General features: G+C 48.4%; 22 protein-coding genes. 6 read left to right on the top strand and 16 right to left on the bottom strand.

Features of this window, described 5'->3' with window-relative positions; translation table 11 throughout:
* Positions 1-99 precede the first annotated feature (99 nt).
* The gene (typA, locus tag WW58_RS07200; RefSeq protein ID WP_012419774.1) at positions 100-1,935 is read right to left on the bottom strand and encodes a translational GTPase TypA; all 1,836 of its coding nucleotides are present in this window, start codon (positions 1,933-1,935) and stop codon (positions 100-102) included.
* 207 nt (positions 1,936-2,142) lie between these two features.
* On the opposite strand from typA, the gene ilvE reads away from it, so the two are divergent.
* The gene (ilvE, locus tag WW58_RS07195) at positions 2,143-3,009 is read left to right on the top strand and encodes a branched-chain-amino-acid transaminase (protein ID WP_046436520.1); all 867 of its coding nucleotides are present in this window, start codon (positions 2,143-2,145) and stop codon (positions 3,007-3,009) included.
* Between the two features lie 289 nt (positions 3,010-3,298).
* Here the strand turns inward: ilvE and WW58_RS07190 are convergent, their stop codons facing one another.
* Positions 3,299-3,997: a glycoside hydrolase family 16 protein gene (locus WW58_RS07190; RefSeq protein WP_288143428.1), complete on the bottom strand. Its 699-nt coding sequence runs from the start codon at positions 3,995-3,997 to the stop codon at positions 3,299-3,301.
* 362 nt (positions 3,998-4,359) lie between these two features.
* On the opposite strand from WW58_RS07190, the gene WW58_RS07185 reads away from it, so the two are divergent.
* A complete protein-coding gene (locus WW58_RS07185; RefSeq protein ID WP_046436516.1) occupies positions 4,360-4,908 on the top strand; it encodes a methylated-DNA--[protein]-cysteine S-methyltransferase in 549 nt (182 codons plus the stop codon).
* Positions 4,909-4,932: 24 nt separating this feature from the next.
* Here the strand turns inward: WW58_RS07185 and WW58_RS13270 are convergent, their stop codons facing one another.
* Complete coding sequence (locus WW58_RS13270; RefSeq protein WP_102734957.1) at positions 4,933-5,529, bottom strand: FHA domain-containing protein; 597 nt, start codon at positions 5,527-5,529, stop codon at positions 4,933-4,935.
* 574 nt (positions 5,530-6,103) lie between these two features.
* On the opposite strand from WW58_RS13270, the gene WW58_RS13815 reads away from it, so the two are divergent.
* The 4 genes from WW58_RS13815 to WW58_RS07160 all read left to right on the top strand — a co-directional run bounded on the left by WW58_RS13815 (position 6,104) and on the right by WW58_RS07160 (position 9,810).
* Positions 6,104-6,283 (top strand): DUF805 domain-containing protein, encoded by a 180-nt coding sequence (locus WW58_RS13815; protein WP_081429107.1) that lies wholly within the window; start codon positions 6,104-6,106, stop codon positions 6,281-6,283.
* Positions 6,284-6,412: 129 nt separating this feature from the next.
* Positions 6,413-7,465 (top strand): GTPase ObgE, encoded by a 1,053-nt coding sequence (gene obgE, locus WW58_RS07170; RefSeq protein WP_046436512.1) that lies wholly within the window; start codon positions 6,413-6,415, stop codon positions 7,463-7,465.
* Between the two features lie 32 nt (positions 7,466-7,497).
* A complete protein-coding gene (locus tag WW58_RS07165) occupies positions 7,498-8,655 on the top strand; it encodes a phosphotransferase enzyme family protein (protein WP_102732028.1) in 1,158 nt (385 codons plus the stop codon).
* Positions 8,656-8,784: 129 nt separating this feature from the next.
* Positions 8,785-9,810, top strand: a complete 1,026-nt coding sequence (locus WW58_RS07160; protein WP_046436510.1) for a hypothetical protein — start codon at positions 8,785-8,787, stop codon at positions 9,808-9,810.
* 49 nt (positions 9,811-9,859) lie between these two features.
* On the opposite strand, the gene WW58_RS07155 is transcribed toward WW58_RS07160, so the two are convergent.
* The 13 genes from WW58_RS07155 to WW58_RS07115 all read right to left on the bottom strand — a co-directional run bounded on the left by WW58_RS07155 (position 9,860) and on the right by WW58_RS07115 (position 24,060).
* Entirely contained in the window at positions 9,860-10,900 is a 1,041-nt protein-coding gene (locus tag WW58_RS07155) for a glycosyltransferase (RefSeq protein WP_046436508.1), read from the bottom strand.
* A 207-nt stretch (positions 10,901-11,107) separates the two neighbouring features.
* Positions 11,108-11,581 carry a hypothetical protein gene (locus tag WW58_RS07150; protein WP_046436506.1) on the bottom strand — a complete coding sequence of 158 codons (474 nt, stop codon included), beginning with the start codon at positions 11,579-11,581 and terminating at the stop codon, positions 11,108-11,110.
* Positions 11,578-11,868 (bottom strand): hypothetical protein, encoded by a 291-nt coding sequence (locus WW58_RS13265; protein WP_182916529.1) that lies wholly within the window; start codon positions 11,866-11,868, stop codon positions 11,578-11,580. The genes WW58_RS07150 and WW58_RS13265 overlap by 4 nt, the downstream gene beginning before the upstream one ends.
* 23 nt (positions 11,869-11,891) lie before the next feature.
* Positions 11,892-12,107: a hypothetical protein gene (locus tag WW58_RS07145; protein WP_046436504.1), complete on the bottom strand. Its 216-nt coding sequence runs from the start codon at positions 12,105-12,107 to the stop codon at positions 11,892-11,894.
* Complete coding sequence (locus WW58_RS07140; protein ID WP_046436502.1) at positions 12,104-12,922, bottom strand: hypothetical protein; 819 nt, start codon at positions 12,920-12,922, stop codon at positions 12,104-12,106. Before WW58_RS07140 ends, WW58_RS07145 begins: the two co-directional genes overlap by 4 nt.
* A 193-nt stretch (positions 12,923-13,115) precedes the next feature.
* The gene (locus WW58_RS07135) at positions 13,116-13,658 is read right to left on the bottom strand and encodes a hypothetical protein (RefSeq protein ID WP_102735614.1); all 543 of its coding nucleotides are present in this window, start codon (positions 13,656-13,658) and stop codon (positions 13,116-13,118) included.
* Positions 13,658-14,089: a hypothetical protein gene (locus tag WW58_RS13260; RefSeq protein WP_215439491.1), complete on the bottom strand. Its 432-nt coding sequence runs from the start codon at positions 14,087-14,089 to the stop codon at positions 13,658-13,660. Before WW58_RS13260 ends, WW58_RS07135 begins: the two co-directional genes overlap by 1 nt.
* 231 nt (positions 14,090-14,320) lie before the next feature.
* Positions 14,321-14,725: a hypothetical protein gene (locus tag WW58_RS13255; RefSeq protein WP_148038581.1), complete on the bottom strand. Its 405-nt coding sequence runs from the start codon at positions 14,723-14,725 to the stop codon at positions 14,321-14,323.
* A complete protein-coding gene (locus WW58_RS13250) occupies positions 14,718-15,095 on the bottom strand; it encodes a hypothetical protein (protein ID WP_143247096.1) in 378 nt (125 codons plus the stop codon). The genes WW58_RS13255 and WW58_RS13250 overlap by 8 nt, the downstream gene beginning before the upstream one ends.
* Before the next feature lie 3 nt (positions 15,096-15,098).
* Positions 15,099-15,869 (bottom strand): RHS repeat domain-containing protein, encoded by a 771-nt coding sequence (locus WW58_RS13245; RefSeq protein ID WP_182916531.1) that lies wholly within the window; start codon positions 15,867-15,869, stop codon positions 15,099-15,101.
* Positions 15,870-16,251: 382 nt separating this feature from the next.
* On the bottom strand, positions 16,252-16,767 hold the full coding sequence (locus tag WW58_RS13240; RefSeq protein ID WP_022197474.1) for a hypothetical protein: 516 nt from the start codon (positions 16,765-16,767) through the stop codon (positions 16,252-16,254).
* Between the two features lie 46 nt (positions 16,768-16,813).
* On the bottom strand, positions 16,814-17,761 hold the full coding sequence (locus WW58_RS07120; protein WP_046436495.1) for an RHS repeat-associated core domain-containing protein: 948 nt from the start codon (positions 17,759-17,761) through the stop codon (positions 16,814-16,816).
* A gap of 311 nt (positions 17,762-18,072) precedes the next feature.
* Positions 18,073-24,060 (bottom strand): RHS repeat domain-containing protein, encoded by a 5,988-nt coding sequence (locus WW58_RS07115; RefSeq protein WP_046436493.1) that lies wholly within the window; start codon positions 24,058-24,060, stop codon positions 18,073-18,075.
* Positions 24,061-24,206: the final 146 nt, after the last annotated feature.

Here is a 24,206-nt window from a genome sequence, read left to right as displayed (position 1 = left end):
GCCATTCCTCCGCTCAGCGGACCGCAGGGAACCCGGCAGCGCGGCCCTACCCCGGCGCCGCTTTGAACACAGGAGCCTTTCCCCAGCGCTCCAGGAACCTTAATTTCCTGCTTTGCGGGATTCCCTTACGCGGTCATTGGCGTTCAGGATGCGCTTGCGCAGACGGATAAAATGAGGCGTAGCCTCCACCAGTTCATCAGGTTCAATGTACTCAATGGCACGTTCCAGAGAAAAAATGACGGGAGGGGAAAGCTGGATGCCGTCTCCCTTCGTGGCTGAGCGGATATTGTTCAAATGCTTTTCCTTGCACGGGTTGACCGGCATATCCATCTGCCGCGGGTTTTCGCCTACAATCTGGCCTTCGTAAATATCTTCCTGCGGCCCCACAAACAGACGCCCGCGTTCTTCCAGCGCTACCAGCGCGAACGGAGTGGAAACGCCCGTCTCCATGGAAACCAGGGTGCCGGTGGTACGCGTGGTGATGTCCCCGGCATAGGGGCCGTAATCCCGGAACAGGTGGGAGAAAATACCGTGGCCGGACGTCAGATTGACCAGCTCAAATTCAAAACCGATAATACCGCGGGTGGGAATATAAGCCTGAATAAAAGTATGGCCCGTGCCTTCCCTGCATACCATGTCTTCCATCTGTCCCTTGCGGGCGTGAAGAAGCTTCATGACGCCGTTGGCATGTTCGTCCGGAACTTCTACGTACATCGTTTCATACGGTTCCGTAAGGCGGTCGTTTTCATCCCTCTTCATGATCACGGTGGGACGGGAAACGCACAGTTCATAATTTTCACGGCGCATAGTCTCCACCAGCACGGCGATCTGCATGGCGCCGCGGGCGGAAACGGAGAAAACGCCGGCCTTGTCCGTATCCTCCACCTGGATGGAAATATTCGTCCGCATTTCCCTCATCAGGCGGTCGCGTATCACGCGGGAAGTCACATTCTTGCCGTCGCGCCCTCCGAAAGGCCCGTTGTTGATGGAAAATTCCATGGAAATGGTAGGAGGATCAATCGCCACGAATGGAAGGGGCTCCGTATCCGCGGAACCGCCCAAGGTTTCCCCGATATTGACGTTTTCAAACCCCGCCACCCCTACGATGTTGCCTGCCACGCCGATGGCCGAATCCGTAGTGCTCAGGCCGGAATATTCAAACATGCGGGTCACTTTTCCGGAAATGCAGGAGCCGTCGCTCTGATGGAGCCACACGGTATCCCCTTTCTTCACAGTGCCGGAAGTAATGCGGCCGATAGCCACACGGCCCACATAATCGTCCCAGTCAATATTGGAAACGAGCATCTTGAATTCACCCTCCGGATCGGCATCCTTCGGAGCGGGGATATGTTCCACAATCTTGAATAAAAGAGGAGTGCAGTCCACAGGAGGTTCCCCCTCCATGGAATTCATGAAGTAACCGTCGCGGGCGGAACCGTACACGAAAGGGGCCTCAAATTGTTCATCCGTGGCGCCCAGCTCCAGAAAAAGCTCCAGCACCTGGTCATGCACGGCGGCGGGATCGGCATGCGGACGGTCGATCTTGTTAATGACGACAATGGGCATCAGACCTTCCTGAAGGGCCTTGCGGAGCACAAAACGCGTCTGAGCCTGCGGCCCTTCAAAAGCGTCCACCACCAGAAGCACGCCATCCACCATTTTCATCACGCGCTCCACTTCCCCGCCGAAATCCGCGTGTCCGGGAGTATCCACAATATTGATCGTATATCCATTCCAGAGGATGGATGTATTCTTGGCCTTAATCGTGATGCCCTTTTCTCGTTCCAGATCCATGGAATCCATGGCGCGTTCCTGCACGGCCTGGTTAGCACGGTAGGCGCCTCCCGCCTGCAAAAGTTGGTCAACCAGGGTCGTCTTCCCATGGTCAACGTGAGCGATAATGGCGAGGTTGCGGAACTTGGAAGGATCTGACATTGCGCGCGAGAGCTAAAAACACCGGAAAATAAATGTCAAGTCTGCTCCATGAATACCGACTATATTTTCAGCGGTTGCAAGCCTCCCTGCCGCCATTGCCGCAAGCGATGGAACTTTTATTTTCCTCCGGCGCATTTATAGCTTCCCCCCCTCCTCAAATAGGAGTATTCTGTTCCGGCATAAGTAATTTCTCAATTCTAGATAACAATGAAGATTTGGTTAGATGGAAAGCTGGTGGAACAGGAGGAAGCAAAAACCTCGGTTTTCGACCACGGCACACTCTATGGAGACGGCATTTTTGAAGGTATCCGGTTCTATAATAAGCGCGTTTTCCGCCTGGAAGACCACATGGACCGCCTGTACAACTGCTCCCATTATCTGTTGCTGGATATTCCTTACACTCAGGAAGAACTCTCCAACGCCGTATGCGAAACGGTCGCGGCCTCCGGCCTGAACGACGGCTATATCCGTCTGGTGGTTACCCGCGGCGTCGGCAATCTGGGACTTAACCCATTCAACTGCAAACGGTCCTGCGTCTTCATCATTGCGGATAAAATCTCCCTGTACGATCCGAATGTATATGAAAACGGGCTGGCCCTGATTACCAGCTCCGTGCGCCGCAACCGTCCGGACACTGTTTGTCCGCAGGTCAAGTCGCTCAATTATCTCAACAACATCCTGGCCAAAATGGAAGCTGTGCGCCAGGGTGCGGCGGAAGCCCTGATGCTGAACGACCTGGGTAATGTGGCCGAATGCACGGGCGACAACATTTTCATCGTGAAGGACGGTACCGTGTTCACGCCGCCAGTTACGGACGGCTGCCTGGACGGCATCACGCGCCGGGTAGTGCTGGAAATCTGCCGGGAGCTGCAAATCCCGGCTCAGGAAAAGACCATGAACCGCTTTACCATCACTTGTGCGGACGAATGCTTCCTGACCGGCACTGCCGCGGAATGCGTTCCCGTGACCAAACTGGACGGCTATCAGCTGGGCTCTGGAAAAATCGGTCCTGTTACAGCTCGAATCCTGGCCCGTTTCCAGGAACTGGCCCAGACCACGGGAACATCCTGTTAAAATCAGCCAACCCTTTTTTGGACCAACGAAAACGGCTCCGTCATCCGGCGGAGCCGTTTTTTTGCGCTATTCCGTTAAATATAAAAAAGAAAACACAGGTAAGCACATTCCCGCGGAGCTATACAGCAATCTCCTCTGGAAATGCAGACTTGTGACCTTCACGGCCTCCCGTTCCGAAACACTGCAGAAGAATCCAATATGAAAAGCCGCGCCATTTGTGAAATGACAAGGCAAGTGACATATTGCATGTCCGGCCGCCACGCCGGACATGTCTCAACCTGGAAAAAGGCTATTTCTTCTTGGGCAGGCCGGTTTCCGGGTCAAACTGCTTAGCCTGCTGGGCATGTTCTTTCGTCTGATAGAACCGAACGTAATCAACCAGGAATTTTACAGGATACCCTTGCCCGTCTTTAGGAGCTTTCTCGCACCAGGTGCCGCCCACGGCGGAATTGAGAATGAGATAGAACGGCGTACGGAACGGATTCCCCGCCCCATTGGCATAATTGGTGGTATTAAGGTCAATGGACTTCACCAGCTTGTCATCCACCATCAACTTGATGGAATCCTTGTCCCATTCCATGACATAGGTATGAAAATCATCGGAAAGATTATCTATCTTCACAGTCCCTCCGCGGGAAGCATCCCTTTTGGACACGCCGTCCGGACTCAAATGGAAAGTGGAATAAACCACATCCGGCTGTTGGGAAATATTCTCCAGCATATCAATCTCTCCATTGGTGGGCCAGCCCCATTTATTCTTGCCAAGCAGCCAGATGGCTGGCCAGATGCCCTTGGTTTTGGGAACCTTGGCACGCACTTCCAGTCTGCCGAACATGAAATTTTTTGTCTTGATCGTCGTAACGGAACCGGAGGTATAGGGCATGAACTTGGTATTCTTGATCCAATCCGCCGAACTTTTTTTGTAATTGATATTGGCGAACTTTTCAAAATGGGTTTCCAAAACCAGGCAGCCATCCTCCAATCTCATATTCTTGGGTCGGCCTGTATAAGTCTGCTGGGATCCCTGGTTACGGATTACTCCCAACTCCGGTTTCCACTTTTTGGCGTCTATCCTGGAACCGTTGAACTCGTCACCCCAGACATAAACCCATCCGCCGGGGAGGGTCCTCGGAGGTTTGGAATCTTCTCCCTTTACAGACATGCAAAGGCATGCAGTCAATAACACGGCAAATAGGCTCTTCTTCATACGGAGCAATACTGCACCTAGTTCCGCAGCCTTTCAAACAAAATACATCATTCGGGACCTCATACCTCCTTTCCCCTGTCAAATGGCGAAATATCCTGCAAAATGAATAGAACTTTTAACCCGGCACATGCTATGGTCATGATATGAAAACCACTTTTCCTCCCCATGCCCGAGCGCTCCTCCACCAGACGCCTGCAGGCGCTGTCGTGATTGTGGAAAACGGCACAGCCGTCACCCATCTTTTCTTCAGCCGCATGGCACAGCCGGAGCATTTGGAATGGGAGGAAACACCCCTGCTGCGTCAAACGGCTGACCAGCTGGATGAATATTTTCAAGGTTCCCGCCGCGTATTTGACGTGCCGCTTTCTCCCCAGGGAACCGAATTTGAACGAACGGTCTGGAAAGCCCTTCAAGCCATCCCCTATGGAGAAACCAGAAGTTACGGAGACATTGCCCGGCGAATAGGACGCCCATCAGCATGCCGGGCAGTAGGACAGGCCAACAATCGGAACCCTGTCGGCATCATCATCCCTTGCCACCGAGTCATCGGAGCCGACGGCAAACTGACCGGATATGCAAGCGGCCTGACCATTAAACAATACCTGTTGGAATTGGAACAGGGCTCCGCCACTCCTTTCACATTATTCACGGATGTGGAACGCATGCCCGGAAATACTCCGGCCAGTCCATAAAACGGCAGGACTGAAAAATTCCGGTCAGTGCTGCATACCGTTTTCCGTCTGAGGAAGAGGCATGGATTTCAAGGCGGCCTTGGGGGATTCAATATCCAGCCATTGAAGAGGCAGCAATTCACCCGTTACCCTGTAATGTTTGTAGGTTAATCCGGCAAACACAGCCAGAAAAAATATCAGGACGGCATAAAGAGCCATCCATAAATAATGATTCCGGGTCGTGCGGGCGGCTTCATCCGCCAACTGCTGTAAGTTCCGCATAGCGATCGAAGGGACGGCATCTTCTTCTCTCCCGGATGATTCGGCAGAAAATCCCGGAGATGGCTCTTCCGCAAACCGGAGCCTGGCATCCCCCAAAGCGATTTCATCGCCATCGTAAAGGGTCGCGGCGACCATCGGCGTCAGGCCGTTGATTTTAGTTCCATTAGTGGAGCCAAGGTCTTCCAGGACATATCCCCCTTCCTTAAACTGAAGCAAGGCATGCTCTCCGGAAACCGACTGAAAGGGAAGCACGATCTCGCAATGCTCGTCACGTCCGATGCGTGCGAAATATTCACCGTTCTTTGGAAGAACTATGGTTTTTTCAGAACCGTCGGGAAGGTGGATGGAAAGGCGTGGCATGATTCCCGGAAATCATGCCACGCCCATACTCATTTTCAATCCAAAAGACCGTTTGCCCATCACGTATAAGAAAAATGGCAATATCCGCCTTTCCCCAGAAAGACAGAATTCCATGCAAATTCATGATATGGGTTCATACTCCTCAATTTTTATTTTTCCCGCAGACTTTCGAAACATATTTTAAGCAATTACAGTGGCCTCCAGAGAGGTTTTCCATAAGTAATCCACTCATTTTAAAACATTACATGAAATACTGAATCAATTTTTTTCCTGATTGGAAACAGACCTTCCGAAACTGCGACGGATCATGCCGGACACGAACACTGCGCAAACGACAATCTTCAAGGGGGACAACTTGTTGGGAATCGCTAAACAGGCCATTTTCAAACATACCGTTTTCCGGGAGGGCCGCCCTCCCGGAACATGGATTGGATATACGCGCAAACTGCCGTCCTGCCTTTGGACATGTCCTTCACTATCTCGATAATTTTTTTATTTGCCTGGAGCGGCTTAAATCAAAAGAACTCAACTGAAATTTTTTCTGCTGTCTGGCATCTGCCGCTCCTCTTCTGGCATGGAGTTTATTCACCCTGGGTTCCCTTCCCCGTCCGTTACATGCAGACGTCTGCATGACACCAATAAAAGCGGCATGTCGCTGCCGCTGTCCCTGATTATTTTAATAAGAGGAATTTTTCTCTTCATTTATTACTGTGAAGACAGCCAGCATGGCACAAATCAATCCGGGGCATCGTAAAAACATCCGGAGTTCCCGTAATGATTCGAAATCCTCTTTCACGGGAAAGTCAGCGGCCTACACCGTGGAAAAACCGTGCAGCCCTGCACATGTCTTGCGTTTTGAAGGAAAATGTTTCATATTCAGACCATGTTTGTTGACAACATCCGCATATTCGCCAGGGCAGGAAAGGGAGGAAACGGGCTGGTCAGCTTCCGAAGGGCCAAATTCGTGCCCAAGGGAGGCCCGGACGGCGGTGATGGAGGCGATGGCGGAAGCGTCATTCTGGAAGTGGATCCGCACACGAATGACCTGCGTTCTTTTTTTTATGATCCAAAATTAATCGCCACGGACGGGGTAGGCGGACAAAGCGCCAAGAAACATGGCAAGAACGGCAAATCCGTCATCGGGAAAGTGCCCCCCGGCACCATTATCTACCGCAGCAATGCCTCTTCCATGGCGGAGGCGACCTGGCTGGAACGGGAAGGTGAAGGCATTGAACTGGAAAAAATAGCGGATCTGACGGAAATCGGCACCCGGTTCACGCTGTGCCAGGGCGGCCTCGGCGGCAAGGGAAACTGGCATTTCCGTTCCGCGACCAACCAGGCGCCTACGGAAGCCGAGATGGGAACGGAGGGGGAGGAAGGAGTCTTCTTTATGGAATTGCGCCGCATTGCGGACGCCGGGCTGGTAGGCTACCCCAACGCGGGCAAAAGCACATTGCTGGGAGACATTTCGGAAGCCAAGCCCAAAGTAGCCAGCTATCCTTTTACCACGCTTCAGCCTATCATTGGAGTGGTGGAATTCGACAGCTTTCGCCGCTGCATTGTGGCGGACATTCCCGGCATCATTGAAGGCGCACACAACAACCGGGGCCTGGGACATGAATTCCTGCGCCACATCACGCGCTGCAAAGTGCTCGTCTTCGTTCTGGACATGGCCGGCAGCGAAGGCCGCGACCCCATTGAAGACCTTCAGAATCTCCGCACGGAAATTAAACTGTACAGCGAAGACCTGGCCAAACAGCCCTGGTTCGTCGTCGCCAACAAAATGGACCTGGAAGGAGCGGAAGAAAATCTGGTTAACTTCCGCATGCGTTTCCCGAAAGTGGACGTCATCCCCATTTCCGCGCTCAATGGAGACGGTATTTCCCGGCTCAGGAACAGGCTTGATGAGCTTGTAGGTTATAAATTCATCCGTTAACTTATTCATTCAACTTTCTTTCAACCTTTGACATGACAGCCCCTCTCTCCGTAACGACAGCTCCCGACCAGCTTCTGTGCCGTATCGCCGGAATTGGAGACCTCTTCGCCATTGAAGGGGAATTCGTCACCGGGAAGGAAATCCCCAGCGGGCACATCAACACCACTTACAAGGCCACCTACCGTAAAAGCGACGGGACGGAAGATTCCTATATCCTCCAGCGCATCAACGATTACGTCTTCAAAGACCCCAAAGCCGTCATGCGCAATGTGGAAAAAGTCACGCGTCACATCAACTGGAAAGTCCTGCGCCGCCTGAAAGATTCCGCCGGCCAAACCCTCAACCTCTACCCGGCCCGGGGAGGACGCAACTACATTGACATCCCCGGCGACGGCATCTGGCGCTGTTACAACTACCTAGCCGGCACGCACACCTACGACGTGGTGGAAAACACCCGCCAGGCCTACCAGGCGGGATTTGCCTTTGGCTCCTTCCAGGATTTGATCAGTGACATGAACCCGGACGACATCGTGGAAACCATACCTGGCTTCCATCATACCCGGAACCGCTTCAACCGCCTGATGGAAGTGGCGGAACTGGATCCGCAGGGGCGTCTTTCCACCTGTCTGCCTGAATTGGAATTCATTAAAGCCCGTGAGCAGGATGTGGATCGGTTGCTGAATCTCCAGGAAAGAGGCGTGCTTCCTACCCGCATCACTCATAACGACACCAAAATCAACAATGTCATGCTGGATGAGGACACAGACCACGCCGTCTGCGTCATTGACCTGGATACGGTCATGCCCGGCCTGGTGTTGTACGACTTCGGAGATATGGTGCGCACCGTCACTCCGCCTACGGAAGAAGACGAAGAAGACCTGGACAAGGTGCGCATGCGCATGCCCATGTTCCAATCCATTGTAGAAGGGTATCTGTCTGCTGCCCACGGTTTCCTGACCCAGGCGGAAATAGACCAGCTTGCCTTCTCAGGAAAACTCATCACGCTGGAAATCGGCATCCGTTTCTTAACGGACTATCTGGAAGGCGACCCATACTTCAAGGTCTCACGGCCGAACCACAATCTCATCCGCTGCCGTACGCAGCTCAAACTGGTGGAATGCATTGAACAGGAACTTCCGGCCATGGAACAATATGTTCAGCGCGTCGCCAGGGGAATGTCCAGAAAATAAGGAAGAAGTTCTCCCTCTTCTATTCCACCACCTCCGGGGACGGCTATGCCGTCCCTTCTTTTTTATATTATTTGAACATGGCGGCCCATTCCATAATCCAAGAAACATTACACGTAATAGCCATAAGCCATGTTTGAAATACCAGACATCCAACTCAATCAATATGGCAAGCCGGCAAGGATCATGTTCCTGGCTCCATATGCCCCCGACGCTCCCGATTTCTCCAAAAAACCCTACACAGGCAATGGAGGCTACCCTCAGTACCACTACAACATTTATAAAGCCATCCAGGACATAGGCTATGACGTCGTCTCCTCCTCCAAACCCTATTCCGTCCAATTCGCCAAGGGAAACGTGGACTATGTATTCTCCCTGATGAACAGGTTCGCCATGTCCAGACCTGAAATATTCATTTCTTCCTACTGCGAATTCATTCAGATTCCCTACCTGGGCGCCCCTCCCAACATCCGCGCCATAGCGGAAGACAAATTGCTGACCAAAATGGTATTCCGCTCCCTGGAATTGAACGTTCCGGAAGGCATTGGACTTTCCGGAGAAAAAGGTATTCCGGCCCAGGCCCCTTTCCCAGGCCCCTATTTTGTCAAAAAGCGTTTTGGAGCCGCTTCAGGCGGCATCCGGGAAGACAGCATCTGCAGCTCCTGGAAAGCCGTGGACTCATGCGCCCGGCGCCTGATGGAAGAAGGGCACGAAGTGCTCGTGGAACAATACTGCGAAGGCATTGACGTCACCGTTCCCGTACTGGGCGGGGAAAACCCCGTCATCCTGGGATATGTGCAGCCGAAATCCGACAAACCGGGCAGCATCATCACGGAAGACCTGAAACTGCACGACCATCTGGGCTACCAACTGGTCTCCGTTCAGGATATGGAGCAGGACATCGCCTGTGACGTCCGGAAAATCTGGAGCGCTCTGGGGCCGATGGACTATTTCCGCATCGACTATAGAATCGACTTCGAGACGGGAGAACGGCGCATTCTGGAAATGAACATCTGCTGCCACCTGGGCAAAAGCGGCTCCATCTGCCTGGCGGCCGCAGAACACGGCTACTCCCAGGAGGACCTCCTCAAATACATTATCGCCTACAGCATGCACAGGCAGAAGAACCTCCGCCAATACGGCACATGGCTCATCTGACCCGCAGGGAAGAAACGGTTCGCATTCCGGTCAGAGCAAAAGCGGCACTTCACGAATCCGGTATCCGGCTGATTGCCTCAAACACCTCCTGCCAGCTTTCCATGGAAGCTTCCTGGCCGCCCAGGGCCATGCCCCGCTCACGGGCGGCAGCGGCCATGTCTTCCCGGTAGTGGGGCTCCCAAGCCATCTTAGTGGCGTACGTGATGAAATCACCGGGGCATTCGCACAGCCATCCGGTCTTCCCGTGTTCCACCATTTGTTCCCACCCCCCGCGCCTGTCCACAACAAGCACACTCCCGCTTGCCATGGCCTCAAAACCCACACGCGGCCAATTCTCCGTCGTATCGGTGGGCTGCAAAACGATGTGGCAGCGCCGGTAAAACTCCTGTTGGGACAAAGACTTTTGATCATGGAAAGTCTCCACCCAATCGGGAGGCCTGCCGGTCTTCGCCTCGCTCCGCCGGTCAAAACCGAGAAAAGTGCCCTTCTTCCGGACAGGAGAAGCAAAATGCTCGTAGATATGCCACGTATCCTTGCTGAACTTATCTTCATCCTGCCGGGAAATGTGTCCGGCTCCAAACCAGTCCGTGGAACGCCCTGCAGCAAAAGGAAAATCTGCCGCATCAAAATACGGCCTAAACGTCATGAACCGGATGGCCGGGTCGGGATTTAAAGCTCTCAGGCGAGGCATGACGTTTCCCATTACGTTGCTATTTTGATAAAGAAACAGGGAAATATCTCCCCGCCTCATGGCTTCCTTTTCCCTGCCGAAAAGCCAGGTCATGCAATTGACGAAAACTGTCCTTCCCGTCCGTTTTCGTATCTTCGGGAGAGCAGCCAGAAACTCTTCATTACAAAAACTGATGACGGGAGCCCCTGCCGGAATGGCCTCCCAATCATAGCCTTCATGCACCGCAACACCCAATTTCACCATCTCCGGATAAAGTCCGGCGCCGTGTGCATTTTTCTGGGTGGGGATAAGATGCATTTCCACCCCCATCTGCTTCCAAACCTTAATCTGGTGATAAAGCTCGGCCCCCGCACCGCCGTAAAGTGAAGGAAATCCAATGATGTAGAGAGAATATGTCATTAATTAATTCATGCCTGAATGATATTTCCCCGGAACTGCATGGAATAGTCTTGCCGTAAGGTTTCCAAAACACTTTAACTATTGACAATCAATAAATTGATTCGGAAAAATCAATAAAACAAGACTAAAGTAAACAATTCCGTAATTTTTTATAACTCTTAAACCGGATCCATTGATAACAAAGAAAAAAATAATTACAATATTACTCTATATAGTTTCAATGCTCTTCTCCTCTATTAATAATGATAACCAAGTAACGCATTCTTTATAGTCATATGGATTAAGTCCGCTATTCTCCTCGCCAAGATCAAGTAGCCATTCCAAAATGGTTCGTAACTGAACAGAAGAAAATTTTTTAAAGATATCCAAATCGTCACGCATTCTACCGATCATATTCTGACATGTGCAATCTACTAAGAGATCTGAATCTTTCAATTTTTGAAATTTAATCAGCTCTTCAAATGAAATATAAATAACAGCAGGCAAATAATATCTAAAAGCCTCGTTGCTGAAAACAGGAAAAAAATCCCATATATATTTACAATCACTAGCTTTCAAAGATATCCACGATTTCCCTTGAATATATGTTATATCTTCAAATTCATTTTCATCTTTAATGTTATTTGGAATCGGCAATATCGGAAAATTTATTTCTAAAGATTCTTTTTTTAATAATTTCATTTTTCTTCTATGAATTTTTCACATTTTGATAAATTATTCCAAGCATCTTTCGCTTGTTCGTGATGAGTTTTATTTCCACCCTTAAAACATTTATTATTAATATGACTCCTAGCACTAGCAAGCATTAACCATGCTTTCTTTTTCATTTTTAATATATAGCAACAGTCATGGCCCGTACACTTTCCACTTTTACCAACCTCTTTCTTTGCTCTATTCACTTTGTCTTGTAAATATTTTTGTTCGGAAGCAGAACAATCACCAAGTTTTGGAATATCTGGATAAGGCACGGCAATTGGCTCGACTTTAGGAATTACATTCTCAGATATTTTTTAATAACTTTTTCTGCCGTTCCTGGAGCAATAACTCCAGTAATGGCTACGGTGGTTACTGCAACAGCTGCAACTGTCAATCCAACTGGATTCAACAACGCCGGCAATGCAAACCCAAACTTTCCTTGTACGTCTATAAAAGCGCTGGGGAAATTTCCCACATAGCCACACAGATTTTCCTGAAGCCTTTCCATCATCGGCTCCCGGGACAACCATCCAAAGTTTTAGCAGTTCCAAAGAGAGAACTATTCAAAATGATTTTTTCAATATTTGAATTTAATCCATTAATAAATAACGAATCACATCTAGGTATATCATTATTTTTCAAATTCTCAAAATATGCCATCATTGAGTTGAATAGTGAATAAATTTTAAAGGCTGTTGAATCCTCACGTGGTAATAACAGTCCCCCAAAAACTACTCCAAAAATTTTTGAATTGTATCCGTATGCAACCAGAGGAGTTCCAGAAACTTCATTTCCATATGCCCCAAATAAATTAATTATAAACTCCAGATTTTCTAACGACACTTGCTGATTAATCATATTTGATAATTTATATTGTTTCATTATTTTCATCAAAGCGCTACTGACGACGTCTTCAGAATCGGAAACCATAATAGAATATTGTTTCATCATTTTATTTTCAAGAAGACATATATAATAAAAATATATTTTATTATCATTCAAAAATAAAATATTATATTTTTTTCTTTCTTCATCTGCTTTCAAAAATAAAATATCATACTTATCAGGAAATTCAGCCTTTAAACAAGGATGTTCTTCAACCCAACATTCATAACCAAGAAAAGGCAAAATACTTCTCTCTTCACATAAAAAGGGAATGTATGTAGACAGACTTTTATTTATTATTTCAATATCTGAACTGATTTCTTTTATCTTATGCAAAGCGGTTTCTACAGCTGCATCCAACGGGGTAATATTATTGTTTCCCGCAAATAAAATATTACCCGCCGAAATAAAAAATAATAAAAATAAATAAATAATATTCATAGTCACTGTCTTATTCCATTAATAAATGTTACATTTGTTTTTCCTGCAGGTCTGTTAGGGTTATAGAGATGGATACGCATATTATCATCCCGATCTCTTACTAATACCGTAATTATTACTACTGAAAAAATTTTAACATTTTCTTTCATTTTTAATATTTTTCATTTATATGAATTTATTATAATGTTTATAATTAATTTTTATTTTTAATTTCCGAATCTAATATTTTAAGAGCGTTGTTACAGCTATCTGCAAAATAATTATCTTTATTTTGAAACAATATCCACTTCCTTACAATTTCAAGCTGATTTTTTGTATAAGAACGGTATATATAATTTACTTCTTTTTGCACATAAGTACGTATTCTCTCCGAAAAACAAACGACAATAAGTTTATTCATCATCCATTCCTCAGCGTCAGCCATATAATTATTCACCCTTGATATTTCTTCCATATAAGAATTCCTTATAATAGAAGGGAAGAAATATGCAAGGGCTCTGCTTGTAGCAAAACTCACAAATTCGGCATTATCGTACCATTGTATCGCAGGAACATCAATCCAGCGCTGGTTTAAAAACGGTTCCCCGCATTCTCGTCCTTCATCATCCGGATAATCAGGATTTGCAATAAGATTGCGAATGTTTTTTGTTGGAAAAAAAGAGTTTTCTAAAGGAAATTCTCTTTCCACTTCCCGAATCATATCATTCAAATTTTTATGAGTATAATAATTCACCATTATAGTAATTTTTTCCTGCATTCTTTATATAAATTCCAACATCTTTCGGCACCTTTTCCTATCTCTTCAGACTGCTCTATATGTCCATTATCTCCACCATCAAAGCAATTTGAATCATACATTTTTCTTGCTTCTTCAGCATTTTTTAATTTTTGAGCCCGTCTCTTAAATTCATCACAAACAGAAGCTGTTGGATGCTCTGGGATACATAATTTTTTGCATGATTGACCTCGAGATGCTTCTTTAGCTTCTTTCTTTTTCCGCTTTAATTCTTCACAATCTGCTTTGGGAACTGTATTTGAAACAGGCACGGCAATTGGCTCGACTTTAGGAATTACATTCTCAGATATTTTTTTAATAACTTTTTCTGTCGTTCCTGGGGCAATAACTTCAGTAATGGCTACGGTGGTTACTGCAACAGCAGTAACCATCAATCCAACTGGATACAACAACTCCGTTAATATAAATTCATAATATCATTAGTTCAAATCATTGTAAAAATTTCCCGGGAGACTGTATCTAAAGAAAGCATTTATCCTATTAAACAACCAAATGAAGCAAACTGTCATTCCTTATTTTCAAATGGAATATATACTTCTACTCTCATTTATGATACTAATCTTAGTATTTTTTTCTTTGTCTACATACGTCAGTTTCAATTGCTACTTGCAAAAGAAGAAACGAGAATTTCGTCGTTTTTTACGAGCCTGTTTTTTTACAACATCGCTAAAATTACGAACATTTTTTAAAAATATACCCTTGCGAATACAACTATGAATCCGAGCCTGATAGCACGACCAAACTCTACTTGAACTTATCAGATTTCCTATCATAGAACATTCAACTTCAATACCTTCTGATACGTTAGCATGCATCATGGGATGCATGATGAATAAATCCATTTCCATTTCTACAAAACAACGGGCATAATACTCTTGTTTACATGATAAAAATGTCTCTATTTTTAATCGTTCAATATCTCTTCCTGCATCTGGCAAAAAACAAAATTCTTTGAACCAATAATAATCCGTTCTGATTTTTCTCCCTGATTTAATTAATTCAGCCATGGTTTAATGGATTTTCATCTATAATACAGTTTTTTACATTAGGTGGGATTTCCCTGTTATTGATCCAATGATTGAGGTAGCTCTCCAGAATTTGTACTGCATGATCTTCATCCTTCGCCCGAATATGAGCATCCCAGCATAAATCTCTAAACGATTCTTCTGTCCACAACCAATGAGACACCGAGCGTTTTCCATGTCTTGAAATCATATAGAGTTCCCGACTAAAAATTCGCGGATAATAAAGAACCTCCTTATTTTTTTTAGTTTTATACAAATCTAGCCTAACAATCCAATCAGGCAAAGAAGATTCTGTTACAAGTTGGAATTCCAAAGTTGTAACTAATTCATATTTTGTGATTGACTCCATCATATTTTACCATTTTGCACATTTATAGTTGTTAGATTCATGTTTGGCTGTGCATCCCTTAGGAGTTCTAGAGGAAGCGTATCTCTTTGCAGCCTCATGAGCAATGTTTTGAGTTTTTCCTACACCATAACCATGAATAACTTCTGGACAACATGTTCCTTTATTTTCTTTCGTCGGGAGAGTGCTTCCTCGAACGTAACATACCCACATCCCTTTCCGATGTTTTAATTCTTTTAATATTTCTTCAACCTTGACTCCGCTTCTCATCATAGATCTTTGAAGGGATTCTTTAGAGACTATGGCTACTGTTCCAGCCGCTGCTATTACTCCTGCTGCCAGTGCCACTTTGGCAGGTTCTATCAATGTAGCTGCGCCGACGGAATTTGTTGGGCCAGTACCAAGCAAAGACGCATCTATTGCCTGAAATCCTAAAAAATCAATATGTTGAGTCAATTTATTGTTGACAAAAGAATACAAATTCCATCCATCTATTTCTCCAGCAGGCTCTCTACTAATCCACCTGCCATTTTGGGGATTATAATAGCGGTAATTGTAGTAAACCAGCCCCAGTTCGTCATCAGCGTATTCGCTGGAGAACCGGAACGGATTGTCCTCTGCGGCATTTCCTTCCATCCTGAGGATATTCCCATATGGGCCGTATTCGTACAAGGCGCGGCGTCCCGCTCGGATGCCGAAGAGCGCCGTAGCGTTTTTCAACAGGTCGTGCGTGCAGTACAGGTCTTCCGCCCAGGTTCCCTTTTCATCAAAGAGGCTCATGGCCAGGATGCGCGTGGCTACCTGCTCCAGAGGATTTCACAGATAGGTTTTTCTTAATACGGGCGTTATCGTTTCCGTTGTCCGATCATATTGTAATATTACTTCACAATACTATTAGTTCAAGATCTTGTAAAAACCATTGACCGTTCTTATTGAATGTTGCTGTTCTAATTTAGATCTGCACATATTATATTAATCATTAAAAAGAATTTGATATGTAGTTTCTTCTAGAAAAGAACATGAAGAGGGTCGCTTGAACATCTTCTTTCGAAACGTCAAATCGGATATATGCCACACGGTCATTAGATATGATGATGAATATAATAAAGGAAATCCTATATTCTCAATCTTGAAGAGAGGATGACAATATAAATTATTATATCTAATTATTCATAATTTTATCTTTTAATTTTATGCATTCATTTTTATAATCGTAAAATGGATTGTTTTCTATTATCTTTAATATTCTTCCCAACAACGTTCTTTCACTTTCATTCAAATCCTTATAATTTTCAATAACAGCATCAATTGTATGTTCTACAAATGAATCGATATTCCCAACTTCATATTTATGATAATCCCCAAAAAAATATTTGATAGTTAAATTTAAACATGCCGGGAAATAATATCTAAGAAAAGATGTCGAAAATATATAATTCGGCAAAATTGTTGTATCGTATTCAAGTGGCATTAAATCATGTTCCCACGAGCATTTTAACCAATTTATTTTATGAATATGAACATATTCACAAAATTCAATTGCAGGTAACGCAAAAGATTCTGATTTGATCAAATCAATGCATATTTCGAATTGTTTATTATTCGGAAGCGGAAATACAGGATATATAACCTTCATTGCATCAATAAAGGATTGATAGGATAGGAAATTAGTATTCACGATAGATAAAAATTTAATTTTATGAATTTTTTGACTGTGGAAATTTTTATAATAATTGATTGAGTTTATCTTGGCAACGTTTTTTACCCGCTAAAGCGCGCTCAATTTCATCATTATGTGCATTATCTCCACCATTGAAACACTCATTATTTATTTTTGTTCTTGCATCAATACAGTCTTGAAATCTTTTTATATTTCTTTCTATTTCATTTTTACACATATTTTTGTTTTTACAATGCATTGATGAACCTTTGCACTTACGACCAACCTCTTTATTTAATTCACTATGTCTTTGTTTTGAACAATTTCCATATCTAGGTTTTTGAGGAATTGCTATTGGAACTGTTTCTGGAACTGTTTTCTTTGTAGTATCCGAGCTTATTTCATCTATTACTTTTTCGGCAACTACCACCACTACCGCAACAGCTACACCTACTGCCGCTGCCGCTACCACCGCCGCTCCTATAGGATTAAATAGAGCAATCGCAAACGCGAATTGCCCCTGCACATCAATCAAAATAGAAGGTGTGTTATACGCATATGAATAAACATTATCTTTCTGTTTCTCTATAATAGGATCCCTACTAATCCACCTGCCATTTTGGGGATTATAATAGCGGTAATTGTAGTAAACCAGCCCCAGTTCGTCATCAGCGTATTCGCTGGAAAACCGGAACGGATTATCCTCTGCGGCATTCCCTTCCATCCTGAGAATATTCCCATACGGGCCGTATTCATACAAAGCGCGGCGTCCCGCTCGGATGCCGAAGAGCGCCGTAGCGTTTTTCAACAGGTCGTGCGTGCAGTACAGGTCTTCCGCCCAGGTTCCCTTTTCATCAAAGAGGCTCATGGCCAGGATGCGCGTGGCCACCGGTTCCAGCAGATCCCACAGGTAGGTTTTCCGCAGTACGGGCATTGCTGTTTCCGTCGCAACGGCGGCGTCCAGTTCCGCGATTTGCAGGTAGCCGTGATAGATGAACCGTTTCTTCGACATCAGGATCTCTCTTTCATAGACGGATTAATAAATTTTGCCGACTACTTCGTGTTAAGAACCTATCGCGAACCCTATGATCATGATGACAAGCCATGTACCTGACAATATAAGTGCAATAAGATCGTCTTTTCTGTTTGAATTCACGATGATACCACACAATCCCCAAAACAGGCTTGTGAATTGACCGAGGAACATTACCAATCCTAATGTTATAGATAGAGAGACAGGAAAGCGAATGTTTTTGTCGAATAGTGTTACACAAGCTATAGGAAACAGTACTATCCATCCGATTAGTGAAGGGGTGTAAGATTTCATGATTGATTATTTTTAATGCATTCACAGATAGCACTCTGTATTTGACTATATCGATTCTTTAATTCTTCTGTATTAACGCCTGGATCCGTCACGTACTGTGGATTACCTTTTTTGTTCTTTCGAACTTTTCTGAGGTAATCCTCTACTCCCTGTCGGAATGCATTCACATGAATTTGATTTATTTGTAATTTTTTTAATTGTTGGTCAGAATTTTGCGGATATACAACACCGTTCGACGCCTTTCCTAAATCATCAATGACATGACTCATAATAAGAGCAGAAAATTCTATGGCTCCTTGATTAGTTCGAATATAATCCTTTACCTGTCCAAACGTTGCTGAAGAGCCTAATAAACTTTCCCGTCCATACCGAATGGCGGTTGCAAAGTGAATATTGACAGGACCAATATCTCCCTTAAAAAAGTAAGCGTTATCAGGAAGTATGTTTTCAATAATATTATCTTGCACCCAATCTGTCGCCCATTTAATTGGCCAACTTTGATAATCATCATATTCTTCTGCCATAGCCATTGAAAGAGCATACGGATCAACTTTATACAAGGAAGAATACTTGACAATATGCTTACAATTTTCTTTGAGCCACTCAACGGTAGAGTCTTTGTATAAACCAAAGACATCAAACCATGTGGATGGTGAGTTTTCAGAAAAGCAATATGGATTTCTTGAAGGAATAAGATCCCTACTAATCCACCTGCCATTTTGGGGATTATAATAGCGGTAATTGTAGTAAACCAGCCCCAGTTCGTCATCAGCGTATTCGCTGGAGAACCGGAACGGATTATCCTCTGCGGCATTCCCTTCCATCCTGAGAATATTCCCATACGGGCCGTATTCGTACAAGGCGCGGCGGCCCGCTCGGATGCCGAAGAGCGCCGTAGCGTTTTTCAACAGGTCGTGCGTATAGTACAGGTCTTCCGCCCAGGTTCCCGTTTCATCAAAGAGGCTCATGGCCAGAATGCGCGTAGCTACCGGTTCCAGCGGATCCCACAGATAGGTTTTTCGCAGTACGGGCATTGCTGTTTCCGTCGCGTCGGCGGCGTCCAGTTCCGCGATTTGCAGGTAGCCGTGATAAATGAATCGTTTTTTCGACATCAGGACTTCTCCTTCATAGACGGCTTTCTCAATCCGCCTGTTCAGATAGTCGTAGCGGCACTCCACCCGCCTGTTCCCCTGAATAAACCTTGCCGCCTGGTTCAGGGCATTATAAGAAACTTCCCATTCTCCTGTGGACGTTTGAATCTTTGTCTGGTTGCCGTCGGCATCATAGCCAGGCGCGAAAGGCGCTTCTTCCTCCCGGGTGATGGCCGTGTACTGGTTCAGGCTGTTGGCCGTGTACGCCGCCGCTGACGCACCCGAACCTTCCCGGGAGGTGACGCGGTTGCCGATGTTGTCATACACATAGGAATATGTTCCCCCCCGGCTCATCGCGTCGGCGGCCAGTTCGCCGCGGCCGTTGTAGCTGTAGCTGTGCGTCAGGTCAGGAGCAGGGGTATTGAAGTAGTCCTTCTTTTCTGTGGGCCGCCCCAGCGCGTCATAGGCGTAGTCGGTTTTGGCCGGGTAGTTGACGCTGCCGGGACGCATATAGTCGATTCTGGTCAGCAGATCCCGTTTTTCTTCCCGGGTGTACCATCTCCGGAGGGTATTGGGGTAATCAAGCGTTTCCAGCAGTCCGTTGACGGCGTGGTAACCATAGACGAAGGGATCGGCGCCGTTATTGAGCGAAACCGTAGAAAGACGTCCGCAACCGTCATATTCCCAGGCCGTCTGCTGGACAACGCCCTCCCCGTAATGCAGACTGTAACCCGAAGGCCGCCCCAAACCGTCGCGCAGATAGTTGAGCGCGCTTGCCGCCAGCCCTGCCGCAGTTTCCGATTCCGCTTCATTATATTGGTTGTAAGCCAGCGTCCTCGTGCCGGAATCGTCCGTGACCTGCGTGAGCAGGTTAAGGTGATTGTAGGTACAGGTGATGGAAGGAGTCGCGTCGTTGTGAGTGACGGAGACCAGGTTGCCCGTCTGCGAATCGTAGGCATAAGAAGTCGCCAGAGGCGTTCCCTGCCCGTCCGCCGTCCGGGCCTGTCGTTTAACCGCCAGCCTGTTCCAGTCATCGTAAGAGTAGCTTTCCCCATGGCCGTCGGCATAGGTTTTAACCGTCATCAGGCCGGAGGCGTCGTCATAGCTCCACGCCGTCACGTCCCCGTCCGTCCGTTCCCGCGGATCGGCAGCGATGGTTTCTCCCGGAACGCGGAACGTCATGAGGGATACCAGCCTGTCCGCATCATCGTAGCCAAAGACGGAGGGCTGAAGGGCCGTACCGTATTCGGCGGTTTTGCGTCCCCGCGGGTCGTAAGCGTAGCAGGCCGTGTTGCCCAAAGCATCCGTGACGCAGGAGGGAGAAGCCGTGGACGGGTCATACTGGATGGCGGTCGTATTGCCGGCGGCATCCGTCCTGGCTGTTTCACGGCCGGCGATGTCAAAGACGGTAACGGCGGCATTGCCGCGGGCGTCCGTATAAGTCTCCGTGCTGCCGCTGGCCGTATAAGCGCGGGAAGAGGTGGTCAGAACTCCCGCATGGTCTTTCCGGGATACGGCGTAACCGTCTATGACGACAGTTTCCGCAATGACGGAAGAAGCCGGAGACTGCGTTTTTACCGTCCGGCCGGCCGGAGCTGTGTATTCCGTCCATTGCAGGGTTTCATTGCCCCGCGGATCGGTGGAGATGTTTTTTCCGGCCAGCAAGGGGGACAGGAAGGAAACCAGTTCGGCCGTGCTTTCCGTATATGTTGTTCCCTGGCTGTTGCAGCGCGTGACTGTGGTTACCCGGTACACGCCGTCTTCCCGCTGCCGGCGGGCATAGGCGTACTCCGTGACTAGGGAGTTGGCGGATGTGGGGTTTTCGGCCAGCTTGAGCGTGGTTTTGACGATATTGCCAAACGGGTCATAGTCATAAAGCAATGGAGCCATTCCATCCACCTGCTGCCGCAAAAGCCTGTTGTTCAGATCAAAAGCGCGCCGGTCATGAATAAGGCCGCCGTTGGCGTTCGCCCGGGAGACGCGCACCATGTTGCCCCTGCCGTCCGTGACGGTTTGTTCCACCAGCGCCGGTTCTCCCTCCGCCCGGGGAAGCAGCGTGGAACGGACCACGCCTTCCGCGGAGTATTCCGTACGGTAGAGGAGATGCCTCTGCCCCGTGCCGCTCTGTTCCAGTACGGTTCCGTCCGCATGGCGGATAGTGACGAGCGTCGCGCCCGTCGGCGTGGTGACGGTTTCCGTCAGGCCGTCCGCACTGTAGGCATGCGTATTGCTCCTTCCTAATACGTCCGTTTCCTGCACCAGCTGCCCCAGCAAATCGTAAGCCCTGCTTTCCGTCGTCGTCATGGGGCCGACGTCCCGGCGCGTTTGCAGGATTCTGCCGAAGGCGTCCCGCGTGTAGCTGACGATGGTTTCAGGCGTGACGATTGTTTCTCCGTCCGTGACTTCCGACCGGCTGACTTCCACCAGCTGGCGCGCCGTATTGTAGGAGTAAGTAGTCATGATGCCGTCTTCATCCTTTTCCCACAAGGGGCCGCAGCACATCATCTCCCGTTCCGTCACCCTGCCGTTGCCGCGCGTACGCTTAATCCATCGGTTTTCCTTGTCGTATTCGTAATCCGCCGTATCCGTCAGCGTCCAGGTTCCATCCGTCAGCAAGGCGTATTTCTCAACGCGCGTGTTATTTCCGTGAGCGGAAACGTACGTGACTTTCCTCGTGCTGTGCCCCGGCACGGCCTGCCCCGCTATCTGCGTTTCCCTGGTCTCCCTGTAGAGGGCGCCGTACTGGCTGGCCGCCTCATAGCCATAGACCGTCTGCACGCCGCTGGCGGACTGCTTCATCTTCAGCCTCCCCCGGGCGTATTCGTTAGGCGCCGCCGGCAACCACGTTTCCGTCACTTCCAGCTGCTCTCCCTCCGCGCCCAACGCCGTGGTGCGTTTTTCCACACGGCGCACATGGTTGGCTTCCGTATAGGCGTAATGCGTATCCGTCAGCCGGGCAGCGTTCATCGTGAGCACCACGTACTGGTGCGCAATATCCGGATCGGCATGGTCGGAGCAGCGGTAATAGGTGTAGGTGCCCTTCCTTCCCCCGCCCGCCCAGGGTTCCATCCGGACGGTTTCACGCCCGAAGGCGTCGTAAGACCAGGTCTTTTCACTTCCGTCGGGGACCGTCTCCCGGATCAGTTTGCCCGCGGCGTTATAAGCGTAAGTCGTTTCACGGGCATAGTCGGTTCCATAAGCCTCAATACGGCTGGTGCACAGGTTGCCGCTGCGGCCCTGTTCATAGGTTTCGCACACCCGGGAAATAGGAGCGCCGTTTTCCCCGCGCTGCACGGTAGTGAAGAGTTTCCAAATCCCCGAAGACACCTCCTGCCTTTCACGGATCGTGTAAATCGCGTCTTCCCCTTCCCCCTGGGACATGCACCAGGCCCCTCCCGTTCCCTGCCAGTAGCGGGTGACGTAAGGCGCGCGCCCTTCCGCCTGCTCCGTGACGGTGAGCTTGCCGGTCTCCGCATTGCCCTCAATGGTGAAGGTTTTAAAAGGCGTCCCCGTAACGGCGTAAAGACCGGTGGAAACGTTTTTGGCCCCCACCTGCTCGGGCAGATAAAAGGCGATCACATAGCCCGTATTCGTCACGTTCTCAATATTGGCCAGACCGTCCCACAGGTTCCAGACCTGGCGGATGACATCATCTGCGCTTCGGACGATGTCCAGGTAATTGGCAAAATCCTGAGCCGTCCATGAAGAACCCAGCCTGGTCCGGTAGCCGGAGGCCGCGCCCAAAGCGGAAACGGAAGAACCGCCGTAGATGACTGTATTGCCCCCGGCGTTGCTGACCCTCATTTCCGCCGCGCTGGCGGAAGCCGAGACAACACGCCCCTCTGCCGCGGCATACGCCATGGAAACGGAACCCGTCCTTTTCCGCGAGCCGCCGATGGAGCCTGCACTAGCCGCGCCGGCATAGCAGTAATAGTTGGCGCGGGTGCCTCCGTTCCGGATCTGGAATGCCATGTCAGCCCCCAACTCCCGACCGGAAGGGGGCAGAATACAGCTGGCCATGGGATGCAGGTATTGCAGGGCTGCGGGCGTCCACAACCTGGAAGAGAAGTGATAAGCCACAATTTCCAGCATCCCGTACGGCACGCCTTCCATACCGCGGAAGGAACCGAAGCTGGTGCGCCATACCATGCTGGTTTTCCGCGTCTGGGCAGTTACCCGTCTGCCTGCGGAAGAGAACCTTCCATATGCGGAGGCGGAGGAAACCAGGCTGCGCACGGCAGACGTACTGGGGGAACCGCCCCGGTTGTCCATGCAGTCATCCGGGGAAAAAGGATTGTCCGGATCAGTCTCATCCTCATCCCCGCCGTTGTCGCCATTAGGGCATGGATTGCTGGAACTGCTGTTGGGAGAACTGCTGCTTCCGCTGCTGGAGCCTCCGCATGGATCATCGTCGCCCTCGTCGTTGTTGTCCACTGGCTCCGTTTCCGCCTCCGGGGGCACATAGGAAGAAGAAGAACCCGTTTGCCGGTTGGTAATTTCCACCTTCAGGTCAAAGGAGAATTTGGCAATGTTGTTATTGGCATTGGGAATGGAAATATTGCTATAGTCCACATGCGCCCGATGCATTCCGGGCTCAATGATGAAAGAAGCCGTCTGCGGCTCGTAACTGCCGCCTCCGTACTGTCCGCGCGGGCCGATGTCCAGCCGTTCTTCTCCATCCACGGTCAAGTTAGCCAGATCGTCGGCGCCCATGGTCACCTTGCATTCGGCCGTTTCATCAGGCCCCAGCTCCCTGACTTCAAAATCCCAGTCCCAGCTTCTTTCAAAAGCGTCCGTTGGCGCTTGTTCGTCGATCGCGGAGGGAGCTCCGCTATTGGAATTGCTCATGCCCGTCAGGGAATTGACATCGTTATCAAAGGATTGTTCTTTCATGGTTTGAATCGGATTAGCTATTGAAACGCAAACATTGCATCATCCCAATCTTGGAAAAACTGCAATAATTTTTATCCGTTCCTTATCCATAACAACAAAACCTCCTGTTTCAACACGTCCAACACGGGATGCCCCCTGGCCTCAGC

The organism is Akkermansia sp. UNK.MGS-1 (assembly GCF_000980515.1).
In the GTDB taxonomy this organism is placed as follows: domain Bacteria; phylum Verrucomicrobiota; class Verrucomicrobiia; order Verrucomicrobiales; family Akkermansiaceae; genus Akkermansia; species Akkermansia muciniphila.
This window is presented reverse-complemented; position numbering and strand designations above follow the sequence as displayed.